At 40.8% G+C, this 21,393-nt stretch carries 18 protein-coding genes; 7 read left to right on the top strand and 11 right to left on the bottom strand.

Going from position 1 to position 21,393, the window contains the following annotated elements:
* The first annotated feature begins 17 nt into the window (after positions 1-17).
* The 5 genes from R2S08_RS21015 (at position 18) to R2S08_RS21035 (ending at position 10,666) form a co-directional block, all read left to right on the top strand.
* On the top strand, positions 18-7,643 hold the full coding sequence (locus R2S08_RS21015; RefSeq protein WP_316836982.1) for a neuraminidase-like domain-containing protein: 7,626 nt from the start codon (positions 18-20) through the stop codon (positions 7,641-7,643).
* A 36-nt stretch (positions 7,644-7,679) separates the two neighbouring features.
* A complete protein-coding gene (locus R2S08_RS21020; protein ID WP_316836983.1) occupies positions 7,680-9,311 on the top strand; it encodes a hypothetical protein in 1,632 nt (543 codons plus the stop codon).
* A 70-nt stretch (positions 9,312-9,381) separates the two neighbouring features.
* Entirely contained in the window at positions 9,382-9,675 is a 294-nt protein-coding gene (locus R2S08_RS21025; protein ID WP_316836984.1) for a hypothetical protein, read from the top strand.
* Between the two features lie 18 nt (positions 9,676-9,693).
* Complete coding sequence (locus tag R2S08_RS21030) at positions 9,694-10,449, top strand: hypothetical protein (protein ID WP_316836985.1); 756 nt, start codon at positions 9,694-9,696, stop codon at positions 10,447-10,449.
* Between the two features lie 67 nt (positions 10,450-10,516).
* Complete coding sequence (locus R2S08_RS21035) at positions 10,517-10,666, top strand: DUF6266 family protein (protein WP_166643960.1); 150 nt, start codon at positions 10,517-10,519, stop codon at positions 10,664-10,666.
* Here the strand turns inward: R2S08_RS21035 and R2S08_RS21040 are convergent.
* Positions 10,663-11,640, bottom strand: coding sequence for a hypothetical protein (locus R2S08_RS21040; protein ID WP_316836986.1), 978 nt, complete (start codon positions 11,638-11,640; stop codon positions 10,663-10,665). The genes R2S08_RS21035 and R2S08_RS21040 overlap by 4 nt on opposite strands.
* Positions 11,641-11,847: 207 nt before the next feature.
* Between R2S08_RS21040 and R2S08_RS21045 the strand changes: the two genes are divergently transcribed.
* Positions 11,848-12,309, top strand: a complete 462-nt coding sequence (locus R2S08_RS21045) for a ferritin-like domain-containing protein (RefSeq protein WP_133778549.1) — start codon at positions 11,848-11,850, stop codon at positions 12,307-12,309.
* A gap of 94 nt (positions 12,310-12,403) precedes the next feature.
* Here R2S08_RS21045 and R2S08_RS21050 read toward each other — a convergent pair whose 3' ends face one another.
* Complete coding sequence (locus R2S08_RS21050) at positions 12,404-13,252, bottom strand: DUF5694 domain-containing protein (protein ID WP_316836987.1); 849 nt, start codon at positions 13,250-13,252, stop codon at positions 12,404-12,406.
* 383 nt (positions 13,253-13,635) lie between these two features.
* Here R2S08_RS21050 and R2S08_RS21055 point away from each other — a divergent pair, with 383 nt between their 5' ends.
* Entirely contained in the window at positions 13,636-14,166 is a 531-nt protein-coding gene (locus R2S08_RS21055) for a sterol desaturase family protein (RefSeq protein ID WP_316836988.1), read from the top strand.
* A 52-nt stretch (positions 14,167-14,218) separates the two neighbouring features.
* On the opposite strand, the gene R2S08_RS21060 is transcribed toward R2S08_RS21055, so the two are convergent.
* From R2S08_RS21060 to R2S08_RS21100, 9 genes are all read right to left on the bottom strand, one after another.
* A complete protein-coding gene (locus R2S08_RS21060; RefSeq protein ID WP_316836989.1) occupies positions 14,219-15,388 on the bottom strand; it encodes a chromate transporter in 1,170 nt (389 codons plus the stop codon).
* A gap of 15 nt (positions 15,389-15,403) precedes the next feature.
* The gene (locus R2S08_RS21065) at positions 15,404-15,931 is read right to left on the bottom strand and encodes a hypothetical protein (protein ID WP_316836990.1); all 528 of its coding nucleotides are present in this window, start codon (positions 15,929-15,931) and stop codon (positions 15,404-15,406) included.
* Positions 15,932-15,993: 62 nt separating this feature from the next.
* Positions 15,994-16,833 carry a chromate resistance protein ChrB domain-containing protein gene (locus R2S08_RS21070; protein ID WP_316836991.1) on the bottom strand — a complete coding sequence of 280 codons (840 nt, stop codon included), beginning with the start codon at positions 16,831-16,833 and terminating at the stop codon, positions 15,994-15,996.
* A gap of 28 nt (positions 16,834-16,861) precedes the next feature.
* Complete coding sequence (locus tag R2S08_RS21075) at positions 16,862-17,749, bottom strand: dienelactone hydrolase family protein (RefSeq protein WP_316836992.1); 888 nt, start codon at positions 17,747-17,749, stop codon at positions 16,862-16,864.
* A 94-nt stretch (positions 17,750-17,843) separates the two neighbouring features.
* Entirely contained in the window at positions 17,844-18,590 is a 747-nt protein-coding gene (locus tag R2S08_RS21080; protein WP_316836993.1) for a GNAT family N-acetyltransferase, read from the bottom strand.
* A complete protein-coding gene (locus R2S08_RS21085) occupies positions 18,587-19,036 on the bottom strand; it encodes a DMT family transporter (RefSeq protein ID WP_316836994.1) in 450 nt (149 codons plus the stop codon). Before R2S08_RS21085 ends, R2S08_RS21080 begins: the two co-directional genes overlap by 4 nt.
* Positions 19,037-19,071: 35 nt before the next feature.
* The gene (locus R2S08_RS21090) at positions 19,072-19,686 is read right to left on the bottom strand and encodes a Crp/Fnr family transcriptional regulator (RefSeq protein ID WP_316836995.1); all 615 of its coding nucleotides are present in this window, start codon (positions 19,684-19,686) and stop codon (positions 19,072-19,074) included.
* Positions 19,687-19,781: 95 nt separating this feature from the next.
* On the bottom strand, positions 19,782-20,414 hold the full coding sequence (locus R2S08_RS21095; RefSeq protein ID WP_316836996.1) for a YdeI/OmpD-associated family protein: 633 nt from the start codon (positions 20,412-20,414) through the stop codon (positions 19,782-19,784).
* An 81-nt stretch (positions 20,415-20,495) separates the two neighbouring features.
* The gene (locus R2S08_RS21100) at positions 20,496-21,389 is read right to left on the bottom strand and encodes a helix-turn-helix domain-containing protein (RefSeq protein WP_316836997.1); all 894 of its coding nucleotides are present in this window, start codon (positions 21,387-21,389) and stop codon (positions 20,496-20,498) included.
* Positions 21,390-21,393 lie beyond the last annotated feature (4 nt).

A 21,393-nucleotide genomic window follows, 5' to 3' on the forward strand; every position in this document is an offset into this window, starting at 1 on the left:
AATGAAATCCTAAAATTATGACAAATAATGTAAAACTTAAAGCAGTTCAATTTAGGCAATTATATCTTGAACATCCTGATTTCAATATTCTTGAATTCAATTTTCAAGATAAAAATGCAGGTCGAAAGTTGAAAAGTTACCGCAAGGGACATGCCCTCGAAACACTGAAAACCTATCAGCGATTGATGCGGCTGTACCCAAATGAGCGGTTTGCGAAAGTGTTGTCAGATGACGGGATTATTTCTGCGAATCACTTAGCTGCGATGCGGGAAGATGAATTTATAGACCGGTTTGAAAAGAAACTCAAGCTTTCTGACGACCAGTTGAAAGAGATCTATAGTAATGCTGTGGACGTTAAGGCACGAACTATGTTTTTATGGGGAAATGCTGCGGCAAATGAGGCGCCTTTAAGCAGAGCACTGGCAGGCCGTGCGATTGGGGCGGAGGGAACCACCTATTTTCAGAACTTGCCGGGATATCAGGATATGTTTGGGAGCCTTGATTATTGTGGGTGTAAGGACTGCAAATCTGTATTGGGTCCTGCGGCTTATTTTGTAGATCTGATGAGAATCACCGACAGGTATATTACACAGCCCGATAAAGGTACGATTCCCCAGAACCTTAATTTGAAAGACCGCAGGCCCGACTTGTTTCGCCTGCCGTTAACCTGTGAGAATACCAATGACCTGACACCTTACCTTCAGATCGTAAATGAGGTGCTTGGGGAGCAGGTCATTAAAGCCCTTAAGACCCAGGATCCTGAATATGCTGTAGGTCTGGCAAGTTATCCGTTTAACCTTCCGGTAAACCTTCCACAGAAAAAAATAAGCAATTACCTGCAGGAGCTGAAAACAAGTTTTTCTGCGGTATATCAAGCGTTAAAGATCAGTGCTGAAGGATGGGCCAAGGCTACCCTCGGGGTTTCGCAGGAATGGTTTACTCTTGTAACAACTGTTATTGCCGATGAGGCAAAACTGAAGAGGTATTATGGGATGGATAATGCCGGTGATGGCTGGAAAACGGAGCTGTCTGTTCAGAAGAAATTTCTTTTTCAGACCGGGATCGGCTACAATCAGATGATACAACTTCTGAATGCTGATCTTTCTAAGGAGGAGATCGTCGCAAAATTCCAGCATTTATTTTTCATCAATAAATCTTTGCCAGATAATGGGTTTGTGAGCCGCTCTGTGAATGAGGAAGATCCATCTGCCAGTATACTTAACAATCTTGCAAACATCTCTGTGCTAGACGATGTTAACCGTTTTGTACGTTTGGCGGGTCAGCTGGCATGGACTTTTTCGCAACTGTACTGTGCCCTGCGCTCATTGGGTGCAAATGTGATTACTGCCGAAGTATTTTCGGGTTTGGTGGTCATTAAGTCCTTGTCTGAAAAAGAGAGTCTGACACTCGAGTCTTTGTTTGCGTGCGTGGCGGATATGAACACTTTTGGACGTGGTGATGGTCCGGTGCCCCTTGATCTTTTTGACCAGGTCTACAACAATCCTTTTGTGGCGCAGGGGCAGCCTTCCTATCATCCTGAATATGCGGAAAATACGTTATACAAAGATGTGGTTCAGGATTGGAAAATAAACGATCAGACGGTTGTAGTTAATTTCTTTGGCGCAAACAGGTTGGCTGCAGCCTTAAAATTAACAAATAACGAGTTGACGGCAGTTGGCGTTAACATTTGGGGGGATAAAGCCACGGTTAAATTAAATGTGCCGAACTTATCGCTGCTCTTTCGTCATTCCTTGCTTTTAAAAAAACTAGGGATGTCGGTTAATGACTATTTTACCCTGCTTGGGCTTGCCGGTCTGCCAAAAGATGCGGTTTTTACGACCAGTCAGCTGACCCATATTTTCGAACAGGCTTTCTGGCTGCAGCAAGCTGGTCTTACGCCATTACAGGTAAATTTCATCCTCTCGGGAAAGGCAAATGAACAGGTCCATTATTCTTTTACCACAGAAAGTGTAAGGTCCTTTATGAAGCCCTTCTGGGGGATGGCTGCAAGTACGCTGATCAATAACACCAGTTTTGGTAACGGGACTTCTGTATCACAGGAAAATTCGGTCAAGACGTATACTTATTTTGTAGAGAAGAAGCTTATCCTGGAACTTACCCCGCAGTTTGAAGTCTTTTTGGAACAAAGGATACCTAATCAGATCGGGCTGGTGACCAGGATGCCGACCGAGGCGGAAATTACTGAACTGAATACAAAGATTACTCCTCCGGACCCGGCAGCTTTTGATGACTATGTAAAGCTGGTACTGACTAAGACAATGCAAGCACAGCAGACCTTGCTTGCCCAGCAGGCCGGTGCTTTTATCGGCACTTCTCCCCAAATGGCGGCGGTCATTCTGGACTGGGCGACTACTGCACAAAACCCCAACAGTCTGAAGCTTTTATATACTCCGCTGGTGGATAACGCTTCTGCCGTTTGGGAAGATATCACGGCATATTTTCAGTTTGCCGCCCGGTATAATATGCTGGTAACTATATTGCGGATGGATCCGCTTAGCATAACCGGTATCGTATCCAAACCCCTGGCTTACAACATCGCCGATCTGAGTAAACCAAGTTTTGATAACATTCGCAGTATTTATGAGTTGCAGCGGTTTGTAAAGTATTACAATAAAGCCGAACAGATTGCAGCTTATTTTGCAATGCCTTCAGATACAGCATGCTCCGGTGGTGAAAAAGCAGCGCTGCTGGCTCAGATTACCCAATGGCCCCAGGTACAGATATGCAGTCTTGTGAGCTATTTCGGCGGGAGTCCGACCTATTACGATGATCTTGCAGGCGTGCTTTCTTTGAAAGCTGTTTTCAACATCGCGCTCAATACAGGGACCGATGTTATGGTGATCACAGGGCTGTCCGATCTTAACGGACTGCCGGTAGACGGTAGCACTAAAGTGGGGACCGCTACGGTTACAAACTGGTCGGTCTGGAAATCCTCGGAAGAGCGGATGCTGCAATCCATAAAATCACAGTATACCGATGTGGCCTGGGCAGCTGCCAGCAGGGAAATCAGCTGCGACGTGTTGCCGATTACACGTGATGCTTTCCTTAAACTGGTTACCTGGTATCTGCACCAAACGTATGTGGATATTGCTTACGCCCAAAATATTTCTGAATACCTCTTGATGGATGTAGAGACTTCGGGATGTTCCGACGTTTCTTACGTGAAACAGGGATTGCTTGCCCTTCAGATGTACCTGCAAAGGTGCCGGATGGGAATAGAAATTGGTGCCAGTACAAAACTCATTCCCGATATTTGGTGGGAATGGATGATGAATTACCGCTTGTGGGAAGCTAACCGCAAGGTCTTCCTGTATCCTGAGAATTATATTGATCCGGGTTTACGGCTTAATCAGTCTGCAACTTATAAAGATTTTAAGGATTCGCTTCTGCAATCAGATATTACTTCTGAAAATGTACGCAGGTCGTACGTGAAATATTTCACCGCTTTTTCGGATCTGGCAAATCTTGTGGACGCAGGAAATTATCGGTGTACGATGGCCGATGAAGATACGCCTGAGCCGACGGATACGATTTTCTTTTTTGGCAGAACAAATACGAAGCCATACCTGTACTATTACCGCAAATGCATCGATCCGACGGCGGAAAATCCAACCTGGACCTATTGGCGAAAAATTGATGCTAAAGTTACTTCTGATTACATTTCTCCGCTTTTTGCCTTTAACAAACTTTTTATCTTTTGGGTGGAGATGCAAACAATAGACCGTTCTGAGGTGAAGGAGAATAACACGGTTAACAACACTCTATTCCAGTCCAGGCTTTATTATTCTTATTATAATTTTAGCAAAGAATGGATCCATGAACAGTCCCTTAATGATAACTATACTATTTTTAGCTGGCCGGATCCTTATATTTCGACGCTGACAGAGTGGATAAATACGCTTGGAATTGATTTTTCGAAAGAAAAGCTTTACTGGAAGAAGGCCTATCCTATGGCACTCCGCGATACCAATAACAAGGATTGTATCTTAATCACTTATGGTGATATTTTTAATCTGCCTGTGGGTACGCCCACTAATCCGCCTGAACCGACGGGCTCAAATAGTGCCGAACAGGCTGAATTTAACCAGAATTTGTACGATGCTATTGTCCGGGGTAATAATGCGGCAACTGCTGGTATGACGGGCTATAATGTGCTTACACCAGGGGTGATGATAAAACAGGATCTTGAATTGGACGAGACATCGGTTATTCTCCAGAATACGTTGGTGAACACGCCTTACCCTTACAGGGCAGAAATTGATGTGGCCAGTGCGAAGCTCAGAATGATTGAATCGCAGAACGTAATCGTGGATAATTATTATGGTGATATGGGGAACAATTTCGGGCGGTATGGAACTGTTGCCGTAAACCTGCTTGATAAGATCACAACTAAAAACTCTAATGTGACTACGCTGAAAAATCAGGTTGGGAGTTTTGTGTTCCGAAGTGGCCCTGAGGCATTTTTGTCGCTGTCACAGCAGAAGGTCAAGCCGATCTCGGAGATACTGAAAGTTAATATTGACCTGGCGGGGGTAAATGAAACAGACTTGCTTACTCTTTCCTATACAGATGAACCCAAACCGCTCCAGGATATCAAGTTTAGGTTTTTGCGTGTTTCGGATGCCTCGATCCAGTCATTGAGTAACCGCCTTTTTATAGGTGGGATAGATGCACTTCTGGCGATCAGTGCGCAATCACCTCATAATACACCTTTATTGCCGTTTAGCAGGTTTGAGCCTACTTCAAATGTGATTCAGCCAGCTGTGTCTGACGGAGCCCAGGTGGATTTCAACGGTTCTTTTGGCCCTTATTATAAGGAAGTGTTCTTTCATATCCCTTTCCTGATCGCGAAAAACCTAACCGCAAACCGTCAATTCGCTGAAGCGCAAAAATGGTACGAATACATTTTTAATCCGACCAAACCTGTTAGTGAAGGATTGCCGCCCGGTGTACCTGAACAGAACAAGTACTGGTACTTTTATCCTTTTCGTATTCAGAAGTCTATTGCGGATATGCAGGCTGATCTTACTAACGAGGCTCAAATAAGGGAGTACAACAATCACCCGTTCGATCCTCATGCTATTGCAAACCTGAGAATAGGTGCCTACGAAAAGAGCATCGTAATGAGTTACGTTGAAAATGTACTGGATTGGGCAGACGATCTGTTCTCAAGAGATACCTGGGAAAGTATTACACAAGCAACCACCCTATATTTCCTCGCCTTTGATCTGTTGGGAAGTAAGCCTGTTAAAGTGTCAGAATGTGCCTCAGAGGACGAGGTGGTTACTTTTCAGAAGATACAGGATGCTTATGCCGGAAAGGAGATTCCGCAGTTCCTAATTGAGCTGGAGTCAGCATTGCCGGTCAATTCTACAGGAATGAAGCTTACCTCTACACCGATTAATGATCTTGATGCGGTGTTCTGCGTGCCTGAAAATGATCACCTCCTTAAATTGTGGGACAAAATAGAAGGACAGCTATACAAGATCAGGAATTGTATGAATATCGATGGACAGGTGAGGCAGCTGGCATTGTTTGAACCACCGATTGATGTATTTGCCCTGGTGAATGCTTTTGCAACCTCAGGTGGCAAAAGCCCATTGAAACTTTTACAACAACTGAAAGGAAATGGATCACAGTACCGTTTTGCTTACCAGATAGCCAAGGCAAAACAGACAGTAGGCACGGTTATGGACTTTGGTTCAAAGTTGTTAACCGTACTTGAAAAAGGAGATGCAGAAGCATTGGCGTTGCTGCAGTCGGCTAACCAGCTGGTATTACTGAATATGCTTACCATTAATAAGCAAAACCAGATCCTGGTCGCTCAGGATACATTGGAATCGCTGAAGGTAAGCCTGAAAACTGCTAATGAACGCTATAACAAGTATACGAGCTGGATTCAGGTAGGCTTGATACCTAATGAATCGGCCAATCTTACTGCCCTTGATGTTGCCTTTGGCTTTAACATTGCAGCGACCATTGCTAAAACGGCTTCTGCTATACTTTACTCCATCCCACAGGTAGGTTCGCCTTTTGCAATGACTTATGGGGGGATCCAGTTGGGTAATGTTTCTGATGCGATAGGCGCAGTAGCAGATTTGGGTGCAACGGCCGCCAATTATGTAGCCACTACCAATCAAATAAAAGGTGGATATAAAAGACGCGAGCAGGAATGGGAGTTACAGGCCAATCTTGCCTTGGGAGAAGCTGATCAGATTACCCAGCAGATCGCGGCTCAGCAGGTTCAGCTGCAGATTGCCCAGCAGGAACTTAATATTCATGAACAGCAGATCGATCAGGAACAGGAAGTAAAGGACTTTTATTCAGATAAATTCACCAATGAATCGCTTTATCAATGGATGGCTGCCCGGTTGAGCACCTTGTATTACCAGGTGTACCAGCTGGCACTGGAAACCGCCATTGGCGCACAGCAGGCTTTCCAGTATGAGCTGAATATGAAAGATGACTACCTTAATTTCGGTTACTGGGACAGCCTCAAAAAAGGATTGCTGGCAGGGGAGGGTTTAATGCTTGCTCTTGACCAGATGGATAAGGCATACAGCGACAGAAATAACAGGCGTCTTGAAATTCAAAAAACGGTTTCGCTTATGGAACTGGCCCCGTATGAGCTCATTAATTTGAAAACTAAGGGTTCTTGTAATTTTTCTTTTGTGGAGAAGCTGTTTGACGAGGATTATCCTGGACAGTACTGCAGGAGAATTAAAAGCATCTCAATAACGATTCCGGCAGTGGTAGGACCTTACCAAAATATCAAAGCTACATTGACCCAAAAGTCCAATAAAATTGTGCTTGAGCCTTCTATTAAAACCGTAAAATATCTGCTGACAGGTGAAGATGCGCCGGAAGCAGGGGTGCTCATTACCAACTGGAGACCTAATCAATGTATAGCCTTGTCTGGAGGGGTAAACGATACGGGTGTTTTTGAATTGAATTTTCAGGACGAACGTTACCTGCCATTTGAGGGTACTGGAGCTATTTCCGATTGGGAGTTGCTGATGCCGATAGCAGCCAACAGGATCAACTATGAAAGCATCAGTGATGTCCTTATCAAAATTAACTATACTGCACTCAATGGTGGCAGGGATTTCTATAGTCAGGTGACCAGCCTGGCGGCGCTGCAGAAAGCAAACAATTCGGTTTATTTTAATTGTGAACAGAATTTCTCCGCCCAGTGGTTCCAGTTTTTAAATAGCCCGCCAGTAAGCCAGCACCAGGCACTGATGTTCAGTCCTGGTAAATCACTAATCGTTCCGCATATTAACAACATGGTTGTCGACCTGGTGTATCTGCAGCTGGATGTGCCCGAAAATACGGACTTGTCAACTGTCAGTCCTTTTTTATCGCTGAATATTGGTAGTAAAAAGCAGGAAATCACCCTAACAAAAAATTATGCCTGCGTTCGTTTAGATCCGGCGATAGCCGAAGCGGATTATCTCGCTGTATGGGAAATTTCTGTAGATGTACAGAAGGCACCTGCTTCTATTCTGAAGAATGGACAGCTTAATCCGGAAGTGCTCTTAAATATAGAGCTTATTGTTTCTTGTACCGGTCAGGTAAACTGGAACAATGAAGCTCCAAAGGTTTTTCCATGCAAAATTTAAACCATGAATAAATTTAACCCTTAAAAAATAGAGATTATGAGTACACCTATGTGTTCCGCTGCACATTGTAGCGGCGTTTCTACCCACATCAATGACACCTGCAAGGCAAACCAATGGCCTGTAGGTCACCTGGTTCTAATATGCGATCCAAATACTGGTGATTGTTGTAACTGTACATGTTCCTGCTTTGCATGGGGAACTGAAATTCTTATCCCGGACAACAAATTTAAAGTTATCCAGGATTTTAAGATTGGTGATCCGGTAATGGCCTGTGGGCCAGATCTGAAATGGGAAACCAGAATAGTTGAGTATAGCCATGGTACAGACCAGTACGGGCGCCAGCCTCTCATGTTGCATATGGTATACGGTAAAGAGGGGAAAGAAATTATTGTTACGATGGATCACCTTTTCCTGGTACCTGAAGGTAAATTAAAACGGGCTGACAAACTTATTGTAGGTCAGGATTTTCTGATTTCTCCCGAAGGTAAGGAAATTCAAATTATTTCTATAGAGGTTGGAGCATACGAAGGAGGCGTTCACCACATCGCTACATCGATAGAGGTACCAAAAAGTCTTGATGGGCATTTACTAGCTTCGGAAGGTATTGTAAGTGCCGATTTTGCTGTTCAGACACACTATCAGCATGGTGAACTCGATCCTGAAAAGTTCTTGGTCAAAGGGCATGAGAGCCTTCCACAAGTTCAGCACCTGGATACAAAACATAGTAAGTCAGAAAGAGTTAACCAAAGTAAATTTGCGGAGAGCTTTACGCCGCAGTCAGAATTGAGGATAGATATCCCAGACCATGCCAAAACCTTTTTTACTGAACTGCAGGCAAAAGAACTTGGAAAAAAAGCACCATTGTACCCTGCGGGTTATTCTGTCAATCATCAGGCTGTTGAATATCTGTTTACCATTTTCAGGGCATTTTATCCTAAAATTCATTTCGCGGCAGACCATTTTGCAAGTGATTTTAATGCTTATTCGTGGAAAAATGAAGATGAAAAAATGTTCATTGTGGTATCAGGCGGACTGATGCGTGTAATCAGTCTGGAACTTGCAGGATTTGCTCTGGTTATTGGCCATGAGGTTGGTCATTTACTTGGGGAACCTGATGAAGACGGACATGTATGCGAGGGTACTGCAGATTTTTATTCGGTAGCATATGCCCTTCGTAAAGTATTTTTCCAAAGCCTGTACGCGGAGATTTACTCTGAACTGCTTCCGCAGATCAAAGAAACTTTCGGTTATATTACCAGTAAAGGTAAAGACAAATCATGCCATAATCTCAATCTGGATTGCAGGTATAAGGTTTACGCAGCTGCCGGCGCATTAATGAATTTACCTGAATGTGCAGGAGGACCGGAAGCATTAGCTCTTGACACAGCAGAAAACACAGAGGATGGGGTAGTACTTACTTTCAATACGGCGCTGAATGCAGGGACTGCCCAAACCATCAAAAATTATCAGGTTGAAGGATTGAATAATGAACTGATTAATCCGGTAGTAACCAATGCGATTTATACGGAGAGTAAACCGAAAGAAGTGTTGTTAAAGGTTGAGGGGCTCGAAACGGACGATACTTATAAGGTGACGGTCGACAACCTGATTTCTGCTGAGGGAGAGGATCTCAATCCACAAAAGAAAACTGCGGATTTTACGGCTTAATCTGCCTTATGGTTAAATGTGCGGGAAGATGTTAGGTCTTCCCGCATTTATGGTAAATAATTCTAAAATTATGAGAAAAATAGAAGAGTCGGGACTGGATAAGTCCTTAATACAAAAAATTATAAATCAGGCAGGGCAAATCGATAAGGATTCGGTGGTTATTGTAAACGGAGAATCTCTATCTATATCAAAACAGCAGGTACAGGCAGCAGACGGTGATCCGAATGACTGCTCATCGGGCAAGTGTGATGAAGTTAGGCATCAGATCAACGAAATCTGTAAATCCAATAACTGGCCTCCGCAACATCCTATTCTGGTTTGTGACCCCGCGACCGGTTCATGCTGCTATTGCCACTGTTATTAATTTAAATCAAATTACATTATGGAATCAAAAGAAGTTTTAAATCTGATGGATATGCCCATTGCAAACCATATCAGAGAGAAAATTATCAGGCAGGCTAACTTTGCGGGAATTGATCAGAACTTGAAAACAGGAGATCTGGTTACCTTTCAACTTGGTGATCAGATTTGCCAGTTTACTTTTAACCGTGAGTATGCGATTGAACAAAATACAGCTCCTGACTGCGCCGCTGCAATGCAAAAGAAGGATTATTTTTTTTCAAATAAGGCGGAGCTGACTGCCTTGCTGGGGTTGATGCGACCTGTTACCGAAGCTGTTTTTTTAAAGGCGTTAAATGACAGGACGTACTTTCATAATTTATTAAGCTCAATAGGGACACCGTTTTTAGAGGTCTATTTAAATAGCGCGAACAATACCCGCACCGAAAAACAGGCAGCTGAAGTGCTACCAAAGCGAGATAGCCTCAAAACGGAGAAAATACTTTTGGGATTCGCCAAATCGATGCTCAAATGGGGGAAATCCGGATTTGCGAAAGTTGATGAAGAAACTTATAATAAAAGATTGAAAGCGTGTGCCGGATGTAGCTTATTGACGGAGGTATCAAATAAAGGGCTTTATAAATTGGTTGATGGCAGCAGTGGTATGTGTGCTTCCTGTGGCTGTGTTGTCTCGAAAAAAGCGCTGCTGGCTACAGATACTTGCCCCGAAGTTTCTCCTGACAATCCCAGGTTGAATAGATGGAATGAGCTACATACCCGTGGAAAAACTGCATCTTAGAAGTTTATGGATTTTTTGCTTTACTAGAAGACGACATTCATTGTGTTATTTTTCTAAAAATAATACAATGAATGTTGTGCCAAGATCTGCTGGCACATATACTTTGCAGGTACCGGCAAGTTTCGCTGACGATGATGTGCACTGCTACATCAGTTTCAATTCTTTAAAACACAAAGAGTTGGTGTCTGTGAGTACGCATCTGGGATTTACTACTTAATTCTGGCCAGTCAGACGGCCATTTCGGAAGTAATAATAACTTCTATGGCTGTCGGAACCATACATCCATTGTTCTTGCGTTCCTGACCTGTATTCAGAATAGTTGACCTCATCCGGTTCTCCGAGACTTAATTTGACTTGTTGAGTTGTCATTCCGATCTTTGCTTCCTGATTTGCAATTAATTTCCATATTTGTGGGGGGAACTTGTATTTAGCTTTCGGGTTGTACGTCCAGAAGGTGTTGTGAAAAGAATAAAACTGACGATAATTATAGGATAGGTTACTTCCACTCATATTAACATCTCGATAACCTATCTTTCCACTGGCAGTTTTTAAAATGAATCGAACCGGTGCTTGCTCTTCCGTTCCAACTGCAATTTCTTCTACAGTGACCCTTGTCAACCTAACATTATGGATTTGACCTGTTTCACCTGAGCGTTCATCGTAAGTATTTAATGAATGATCTTTGACCCATAATGACTTATGCAGAAATAATTCTTCGGCTTCTTTCAAATCTCTCATTGGAGCGAGATCGTTAAATTGACCATTAGAGACTGTGCTGGTATATTTGTTCCCAAGAGAGTCTTGGAACACACCATTCCGGCCTTTAATTTGAGCCAAACTTAAAACCAGTCCTACGCCATCATTGTAAGATAAGTGATCAGTTAAACTTTTCGAATTCTCTCTGTAAATGTCCTGATAGCCGTATCTTTGAACTGATTTACTCTTTGGCATTACTATAAATTTTTCACCAATCATCTCTCCCAATTCACGAAAATCTACTGGGCCGTAAAGTTTTTTGCTGGCTGGTTGAGTCTTTGCAACTGTTCCAATGTTACCTGATTTCAGAAATTTACTTTGACTGAAAGCAATATTTGAGGTAAGGATGATAAAAATCGAGAGGAAAAATTTGTTCATATAAGCGTTTAATTCAACGAAGGTAAAAAATATCCCGATTTTTAAGTCTATGGTCATCACTTTTATTATACAAACTTGATCTTTCTAGCGCGGGGTTCTGAAACGAGTTCAGAATGACGGCAGGGTGGTAATAGCGATCGCTTTAAGGTGGTTTTCTAAAGCAGTTTTGTAGACTCAGCAACTTGGTGTTAATTTTTAAAATTAGGAATAAAGAAAACTTTTCCATTTAGGTCTTGTTCCATCTATACATCAATCTTTATAAAAATGGAAAACAAAACAGTAAACACCGAAGTGCTGAATGACCTGATCGAAATCAACAACGATAGGATTGTCGGCTATCAGAAAGCATCTGAAGAATTATCACCAGAGGATAATGATCTTAAATCTGTATTCGCAGAAATGATCAGACAAAGTCAGCAAAACAAATCTGAATTGACTCAGGAAGTGCAGGTTCTGGGAGAGGAGCCAGAAAAAGGAACTACAAATTCAGGTAAGATTTACCGTGCATGGATGGATCTGAAAGCTGTTTTTACAGGGCATGACCGTCATACCGTTCTTGAAAATTGTGAGTTTGGAGAAGATTCAGCTAAAAAAGCTTATAAAGCGGCTCTGGAAACAGAAGGCCTGTCCGCACATCTGCATACGCTCATTGCTGATCAGCAGGTGAGCTTAAAACAATCACACGATAAAATAAAAAGCTTACGTGATCAATACGTTGAAAGATAGACTTTAGTTATACAAAAAGAGCAGATAACCTTAGTTTATCTGCTCTTTTTGTGTCTTAAATTAGATTTTAAGGTATCCGCTAAAATTCTGTGTTTTACAAAATGGTTTTTAGTTCAATTAAATTGAATCTTTCGTCATTCTTTATAAAGTCCTTCATCATAGCAGCATGCCCTGTACCCACTAAAATAACAATATTTTTAGTGTTTTGATCCAATTGACTTTGGATGTTCGCATACATTACTAAATTTCTTTTATACCAATCCGAAACCAAATTAGCCCCAAAGTAGTTTTCGTTTACCCCTATTCTGTTAAAAAACGAAATATAAGTCCCTTTATTTTCATTTAGTGCAGCGTCTGTATTTAGGCTTTTAAAAACATCTTTCAAATCTTTTTGTGCCAAACAATCATTACTCCTTTTGGTTAATGTTGAAAGTTTCTCTTCAAAAATTTGCTTGTCTTTTGGATTTGATTTTACCATTTTTTGTAACAGATCAAATCGCATTTCAATTAAGCTATCAATGGGATAAACCTCTTTATTGTTTGATTTTTTTCCCAAACGAAAAGCAAGTTGATAAGTTTCGCCTTCTGTATAAAATTTTCTAAGGCGGGCATTCTTTATTGTGTCTGTATATGACGAAAATTTGCCGGCAAGATAGAGCTGGTATTGATCATTAAGCTCCTTTTTTTTATTGTAATTACTTTCTACAAAAATCTGGTCGGGCCTGTATTTTTTTACAATTAAATCTGTTATTTGTTCTAAGCCAAGTTGATTTTCTTTAGATAGGATGTCTCTGTTAATTGATTTGATAGCGTCATTTCCAGGGTTATTAAAGTGATACGTGCCAATTAAAACAACGTTTACTTTGTTTTGTGAAAAGGAATTCAGGAAGAAAAGTAGAAAAACGGATAAAATAAGTGATTTTTGAAAGGAAAATTTTAGCATGTAATTTTTTTAATATTACCTCTATTTAAGCAATAGAGGTAGCGTGTCTTTTTAATTAAACGCAAATTTACTAAATCTAAATGTATGCTCAAAAACGAAGAATATAAAAGTGATATGGAAACAATTTTCATTTATCTACCTTTATAGTCTAATTTTGAATTACAGGAGTTTTGAATTTTCTTTCATTTTTCGAAAATCTATCTTGGTTGGAATGGATTATTTTCAGCTTGATATCTAATACATTTTTGTATTTGTTTTCGATTGGATTTTACATTTTTATTGATAAAACCTGTCCGAAAAAAAAGATTCAAAGCACTGATCATCCTTTTCTAAAATCTGATTTGTATGTAAGTCTGCTGACGTTATTTCTCAATAGCCTTGTGATGTTGATTGGTGTTTATTCCTGGAAATCGGGATGGATTGTATTAAACGAATCTAAAACTGTTTTAACAATTCTTATTGAAATTGCAGCCATTATCCTGGTGATGGATCTGTTGATGTATATTTTCCATTACCTGGCGCATCATCCTTTTATTTATAAAATTTTACACCGCAAACATCACGAACATATCAGTACTAATTTCCTGAGCCTTTTTGTGTTGCACCCGTTTGAAACTTTGGGATTCGGATTAATGATGATCTTTGTTTTTATGTTGCATGAGTTTTCTGTTTTTTCCATTACCATTTATCTATTCATAAATTTGATTTGGGGAACCATTGGTCATCTAAACCGGGAGTTTTTTCCAAAATGGACAGAACAATTGTTTTTAGGAACTACAAAATTTCATAATCAACATCATTTAAACGAACAAAAAAACTTCGGTTTTTATACCTCTATTTGGGACCGAATGTTTGGAACGTATAAAGCTAGTGTAATTTCAGAAGCTCTTGATAGGGGCCACCCTTTAAATTAATAGACCAGCCATCAAGATAAAAATAAATAAAAAGGTAGCTACCGTGATCGCTTTATATCCATAATTTTAAGATCAACCCAATCACTGCCGAAATCAGGATCAAATGCGGTTCTTTTGCCTTTTTAATATAAATCAGGGTCAGCATGGAAAGTATAGCGATCAATGCAGTTGGTATATCAATAATCGAACGCATGGCAATAATAATGACTGCGCCAACTAATGCACCAATAACCACAGCAGTAATCCCATCAACAAAAGCTTTGATGCTTTGGTTTTTGGCTATCTTTTTAAAGGACGGCGCAAAAGCAACCGTAAAGATATAACAAGGAAGAAAGGTAGCCAGTGCAGCTATACAGGCACCAGGGAAACCGGCCACCAGATAACCAATAAAAGCAACAGTGATGACCACAGGGCCAGGAGAAACCATTGCCACCGCGACAGCATCTACAAACTGTTTTTCGTTGAGCCAGCCAAATTCATTGACTACCCCGCCATGAAGAAAAGGAACAATGGCTAGTCCGCTGCCAAATACAAAAGTGCCTGCTTTAAGAAAGAACCACCAGATTTCTTGTGCTGTTTTTCCCTTATACTCCCAAAAGCCGGTACCCATTAACAGCACTGAAGGAATTACCGATGGCCTTTTAAGCCATTTAGGTGGCGCCTTAACGATCATATAGATTAATCCACAGGCAACAAACAATAAGATGCTTTCCTGTTGTGTGATCACCGTTACCCCAATACCTGCCAGGTAGAATAGCCACAATAACCAATTGGATTTTACAGCTTCTAGCTTTAAGCTACTCACAGATTTTAGGGTCAATTTATAAGCACTGATCGCAATAATTCCAATTACTGCAGCACTTACGCCGTAAAATACAGCCTGCATACCAGGTAAACCGCTATACAGTTTATAAATCATACCGAGCAATACGACCATAATAAATGAAGGTAAAACAAAAGCCAGTCCAGCCAGAGTAGCACCCCAAAAGCTATAATGAACAAAGCCTATGTAGATACCTAATTGGGCGGCTAATGGACCAGGTGCCAACTGTGCAAGGGCAAGACCTTCTTTATACTCCTCTTCCGTGATCCATTTCTTGTTTTCAACAAGATCACGGTACATATAACCCACTAAGGCTACAGGGCCACCAAAACCCCATGTCCCTAATTTTAAAAAATACAAGGTCATATCGCTCAGCTTATATATCGGTTTCTCTTTCATAAATTTATGCTTATTTTAAAAGCCTACACCAAACTGAAAACCTATTCCATAAGTACTTGCTGCATTATTTCCAAAACGAGCCGGAAGGGGAACAGCTACAAAGAAATTGCTTCCCTTGTTTTTCTTAACGATCTTATTGAAAACCGGGGTAAAACCATACCTTCCTGAGGTTTCAAAAGCCAACCGACCTGCAAAAGTAAAACCATCGCCAAGTGCAACTAAAACTCCTGGATGGAAAAGTACATTGTTGACTTTGCTTCCAGAACTGTTGGCTTTGATAAAAGGGACAATCTCCGTACTAAAGCCAATTTTAGGATTTTTCCAGATGTTGATACCTATAGGCATTCCAACAACATAACTGTCTTTAAAATTCGTATGGGTTCCATCCGAACTAAAAGTAACAATGGGATGGACAATCCCAACATAGCCTGCTATTTTTGGAAAAGTTTGTATAGGCATTTGTTGTGTATAGCCAGTAAATGAAATCAAGAGGCCGCCGATAAATAAGATAGTGAAGCGGTTTTTATAGATTGTGGTTTGCATAGCACAAGGCTACGGACGTTATGGAAGATAAAATAGAATGGTTTTAACTATTAGGACGTATTTTACCTTTTTAAGTGTTTCTTTTTATATGCCGACGGGGTTAAACCGGTTTCGATTTTAAAAATACGGGCAAAATGACTCTGGTCAGAAAAGCCGGTCAGATAAGCGATTTCAGAAAAGGAATAACCAGAGGTTTCAATAAATGCGATTGCCTTATCTATCCTAAGTTTTCGGATGTATTCCCCGAATGATAGATTGTCAAAATATTTAGAAAACTCTCTTGAAACATAGGCAGGATTTACATTTAATTCCTGTGAAATGCCTGTTAGGCTTAACGCGAGGTTGGTATCAACTTGATCTTGTATAATCGTCTTTAATTCAATTGCCCAGGTTGGTATTTTTTCTTTAGTTCCTTTTTTTAGAAACTTTTGGTAAACATCAACCAGTAACTGTTCTACAGGGCTTTCTGTGTGTTTTATGTTTTGTAGATGCTTTGCCCAGGTGTATAAGGCATCATAAATAATTGTTCCCGCCTGGAGTAGTTCTACGTCATCTTTAATGTTGTAAGCCATACCAGCAGCAATTGCCCATAACCCGGCACATTGGTTAGACAAATGGTGCTGGTCAGTATCCGCACCTCTAACAATTGGTGCCATTGCATTCAGCGCGGGGTCATTTAACTTATATTTCTTAATTAGTGCATCAAAAGTACATTGATCTTTTTGGTGTGTAAGTTCAACACCTGGAACATCAAAAGGTGTAGCATTTAATTCGTTTGCTTTTTCGATAACCTGGTCGAAGGGAACATAGAAAAACTGCGCATCCTTATCGATAAACTTTTTGATTAGCCAGGGACAAGCAATGCGGTCTATTTTTGGTCTTTCACGGGTGATCCAATTCATTTTTCCTCAGTATATAGCAAACTTAAGGTTATTTTAATTCCATTTTAAAAAAATCAATTGTTCTTTTCCATGCCAGCTCCGCTGAAACTTTGTCGTAACGAGGCGTGGTATCATTATGAAAACCATGATTGGTTTTAGGATATATATTGGCTTTGTATTTTTTATCGCTTGCTTTTAACGCGGTTTCGTAAGCTGGCCATCCTGCATTATAGGCGGTATCTAATTCAGCGTAATGCAGCATAAGGGATGCTTGAATTTTAGGTACATCTTCTACAGCTGGCTGCCCACCGTAAAAAGCTACTGCTGCTGATAAATCAGGAATTTGCACAGCCATAAGATTTGCAATTGTTCCTCCAAAACAAAAGCCTACAACACCAATTTTACCATTGCAGTTTTCATGATTTTTTAGATATTCATATGCCGTAATAAAAACTTCAAGCATTTCACCAGGGTCACGTTTATCATGCATCTGCCTGCCTGCATCGTCATTACCGGGATAACCGCCAAGGGGTGTTAGGGCATCGGGCGCAATAGTAATAAAACCAGCCAATGCAGCCCTTCTTGCCACATCTTCGATATGTGGGTTAAGCCCCCGGTTTTCATGCACAACAACAAGTCCGCTGAATTGATTATTTATAACAGCTGGCATTGACAATAATGCGTTTATGTTCCCGCCGCCTTTGGGAGAATTATAGTTGATGTGCTCAGAATTCAGCCGTGGATCGTTTTGTTTTACCTGTACTGTACTATTGTAATTGGGCATAATGAAGCTCAACAGGGCAGAAACGGTTAAGCCGTTTACGGCGTATGCCGCAAGCTTTTGCTCAAATTCTGCTCTGTTTAAACGGCTGTGCACATAATCATCATAAAGGTCAAAAACTCCTTGTTTGATGTCTTCTTTCTTAATTTCTTTCATGTTATACTGAATGTCGGGTTTTAACAGTTGTAAATTTTTACTGTTTTTCACAAAACAGCGGAGCAGATTTTCTTACTTTTTGTGGTTTGACGTGCTAAATATTCTGATCCAGAACATAGTTTTTAAGAACAAAATCTTCTTTAAAACCGAGTTTACTGTACAGTCCCTTTCCCATTACTGAAGCTTGCAAGGTAACATGGGATGCACCCAATATGGTTGCACGGTTAAGTACGAACTCCATAATTTCTTCTGCAAAACCTTGCCTTCTTTGATCAGGGATTATCCCAATGCCATGAATGCCAACAATATTGCCAGTTTGATAAACTATTGCTGTTCCAACTGGTTCCTCCTCATAGGTGGTTAAATAAAATTCTATGTTACCCCATGATTTTTTAACAATCTCTTCGCTTATTCTATATCCAAATGCTTTAGTGTATACCTCTGTCCATAATTCAGCCTGATCTGCATTAACCACCTTGTTAAAATTTAACCGAAGCTGTTTTTTTGGCCAGTCTTTTAATTTAAGCGACATCCCTATCTGTACTGATTTTTCTTTAAATCCGGCTTCCTTTAATAGGTTATAAGAAGTACTGTCATAAATATTCCAGCAAGAGACTGTTAGGGGGGATGGTGTTGAAAATAGCTTTTCCTTGACCTCGTTGATGATGCTTTCGGTGATGTCTCCGTTAAACCATAGCTTATTAGGCCAGTCTGAATTTTCTATATAGCAGTAATTAAAATCATCTGACATATAGTATGAATCAAATAATTCTGCTGCTTGCTTCCAGATCGAAGTCAGGTTGGTGAGATTGGCCTGTATGATATTGTAATTTTCTTTCATTTTATTTTAATAAGTAGTATACCTGCCAGCAAACAAACAATACCTAATAGCTTCTTTGTGGTTAGAGGTTCTATTTGCATATTTAACCAACCAAAATGACTTGCTGCTACTGCGAAAATTAATTGACCGGATAAGCCTAAGGAAATCATTGTAGAGAAGCCTAATTTGGGGATAGTAAAGTAGTATAAGCTTATACCCAGAACACTAAAAAGTCCTCCGGTAAACCACAGATAGGCCGGAACCTGTTTAACCGTTGTTAAACTGGGCTGCGTTTTAAAGCTCAATGTAGCAATAACGAGGGCAAATACCATACCGCTGGCATTTTGTGCGAGCGATGCTAAAATCGGTTTTTTCAATATAACACCCAAATTAGCGTTTAAGCTTGCCTGGACGGCCAAGAATGCACCGCCGATAAACGCTAAACAAGAAAGCAAAAGTTTATTCATGATGCAAAGGTAAATTGGAGAATTTACAATGCTCTTTACATATGTTGACTTTGCTCTTTTTTTAAATCTTTTCTGATCCTGCTCAACTGAGTGGGTGTAATGCCCAAATGCGAGGCAATGTGCTGCAAAGGGATTCTTTTATCCACGTTGGGATATTGTTCAATAAATTTTAAATAACGGATGGTTGCGTTCTCTAAAACTATGGATACTTCTCTTTTTTCTTTTTCAATGATCCAGTTGCGTTCAAGGTAGGCAATGTAAAAGTTTTTAAGGTCGTCATTACTGAAAATGAGCTCCTGGTATTTATTGTAATTAATGCTGATCAATACTGAATCTTCCAATGCTTCAAGGGTAAATGTTGAAGGTGTTTTTTGAATGGCTGATACCTTTGAACCAGCGAAATTTCCTTCCAGGAAAAGATTTTTATTATAACTGTTGCCGTTAATATCTGTGCAAAAGGCTCTTACTGCACCTTTGCAGACAAAGTAAGTTTTACGGGAGATTTGACCTTCCTTAAGTATGATTTCATCTTTTTTAACCGTTTGGAATTTGATGTTTTCTTCAATAAGTGACCATGACTTATCCGAAATTGGGAAGTAGCTGTTAAATTTTGATTTTAAATCTGATATGTAGGTTTCTTGGTTTATCAAATGCTAATGGGTTAATGAATTTTTTTATAGCTAAAATAACAAAAAATGATTCATTAAACTGCAATGGCTTTCAAAGTCAAGCGACCTGGCCAGAGTTATTTCTGGTGCTTCCAAAACCGGCCCTTGCCTTCTGAAATCCATTCCAGCGCCTCGGCTATCCTTTTTTGCCGGGTCTGATCGGTTTTGGCATCGCTGATCCAGATGATGTATTCCTTGCGGAAAGAATTTGACTTACTTTCGAAAACCTCTTTTGCCTTTGGATTCCCTTCCAGCTCCTCCTGAAAATAGTCAGGCGTTTCTAATACCTTCGGCTTTTCTTCTATAGGCTTTTCCCTTTGGACCTTTACACCCTTTTCATTCAGCTGTACCGCTTCTTTAATCATGGCAATAAATTCCTGATCAGGGAGCAGGTCGCTAAACTGCGTAATTTTGCCCATCAGCCGATGAACAGGTTTGAGGTCTTTGGCTGCTTTTAATCGCGGATCGGTCATGAGCTGGCCTTTTAAGAAGGTAAAAGAGCAGTGGGCCTTATGTGCCGCCATTACGGACATGTGGTCTCCCTTATAATCAAAATGTGGAATACCCCATTTTATAGCCTCTTCCACATCTGGGCAATTTTGATGGACGAGGCTACGCCAATGTTCAAGGATGGGCTTGGCAAAATCTTCTGCCTTAGCAATGTAGGTATCTATAGCTGGATCGTACTTCGTGTTATCTTTCCTTGACATAAAATTAAATTGGTCATGCAAATAAAAGCAGATTTGGACAAAAAAGATCGGTTAAATTCTTGGATTTACAGGTCAATTTAATTACTTGTGCTGTTTGCGGAACGCAGAAGGGGAAACCCCCACATGTTTTTTAAAGAACTTTCCAAAATTTGTCGGGTCAGAAAAATCCAGCTGGTAAGCGATCACAGAGATCTCCATATCGGTATAACGGACAAGTAATCTAGCCTCATTAACGACCCGTTCTGTAATAAAACTCAAAGCATTACGCCCTGAAGCCTGTTTAACAGACTGAGAAAGGTAATTGGCTGTAACTGAAAGCAGGTCTGCGTACTCCTTGACACTGCGCTTATGGATATAGTTGCTTTCGATCAGCTGGATAAAATCCCGCATCAATAGCTGCTGCCTACCAGCGGGTAGCGTATTTTGGTTGCTTTCCAGGGTAAATCCCTCCAGATGGCAAAGCAGCCCCAGCAGCTTCAGCCGTGCTTCCAGATGAGCATCTTTGCCGGACTGTTCATAAGCAGAAAAAACAGCTTCAAAATGCGGAACCAATTGAATAAAGGTTGCATGATCGAATCTGAACAGATTGGTGCGGAGCCGGTCAAACAGCGTAAATTGCTGGTGGAACCCGGGCCTGAAGAAAGAAAAGGCCTCAGGTTTAAAATAGATAATATAGCCCTCCAGCTCATTACTGTGCGAGAAACTATAGACCAGGTTGGGCGAATGGAACACCAGATAGGAATCCGGATCTTCTACGATCTCTTCACCATAACTGACATTCACCTTTCCCGAATTGAACAGCAGTGCAAAAAAATAAAAGGCACGCTTGAACGGTGGCCGATATACCGAGATCTGCGGTTCATCCAGCGGCTTTAACCTCAGACAGTAAAAATCAGGGTTGTCTGTTCTGCAAGGCCAGGGAATCGAGGCCAGAAAATCATTGATCTCGGTGTAAAAGGGAAGTACTGGTTTCATTTTT

Source organism: Pedobacter nutrimenti (assembly GCF_032678445.1).
GTDB classification, from domain to species: Bacteria; Bacteroidota; Bacteroidia; order Sphingobacteriales; family Sphingobacteriaceae; genus Pedobacter; species Pedobacter nutrimenti_A.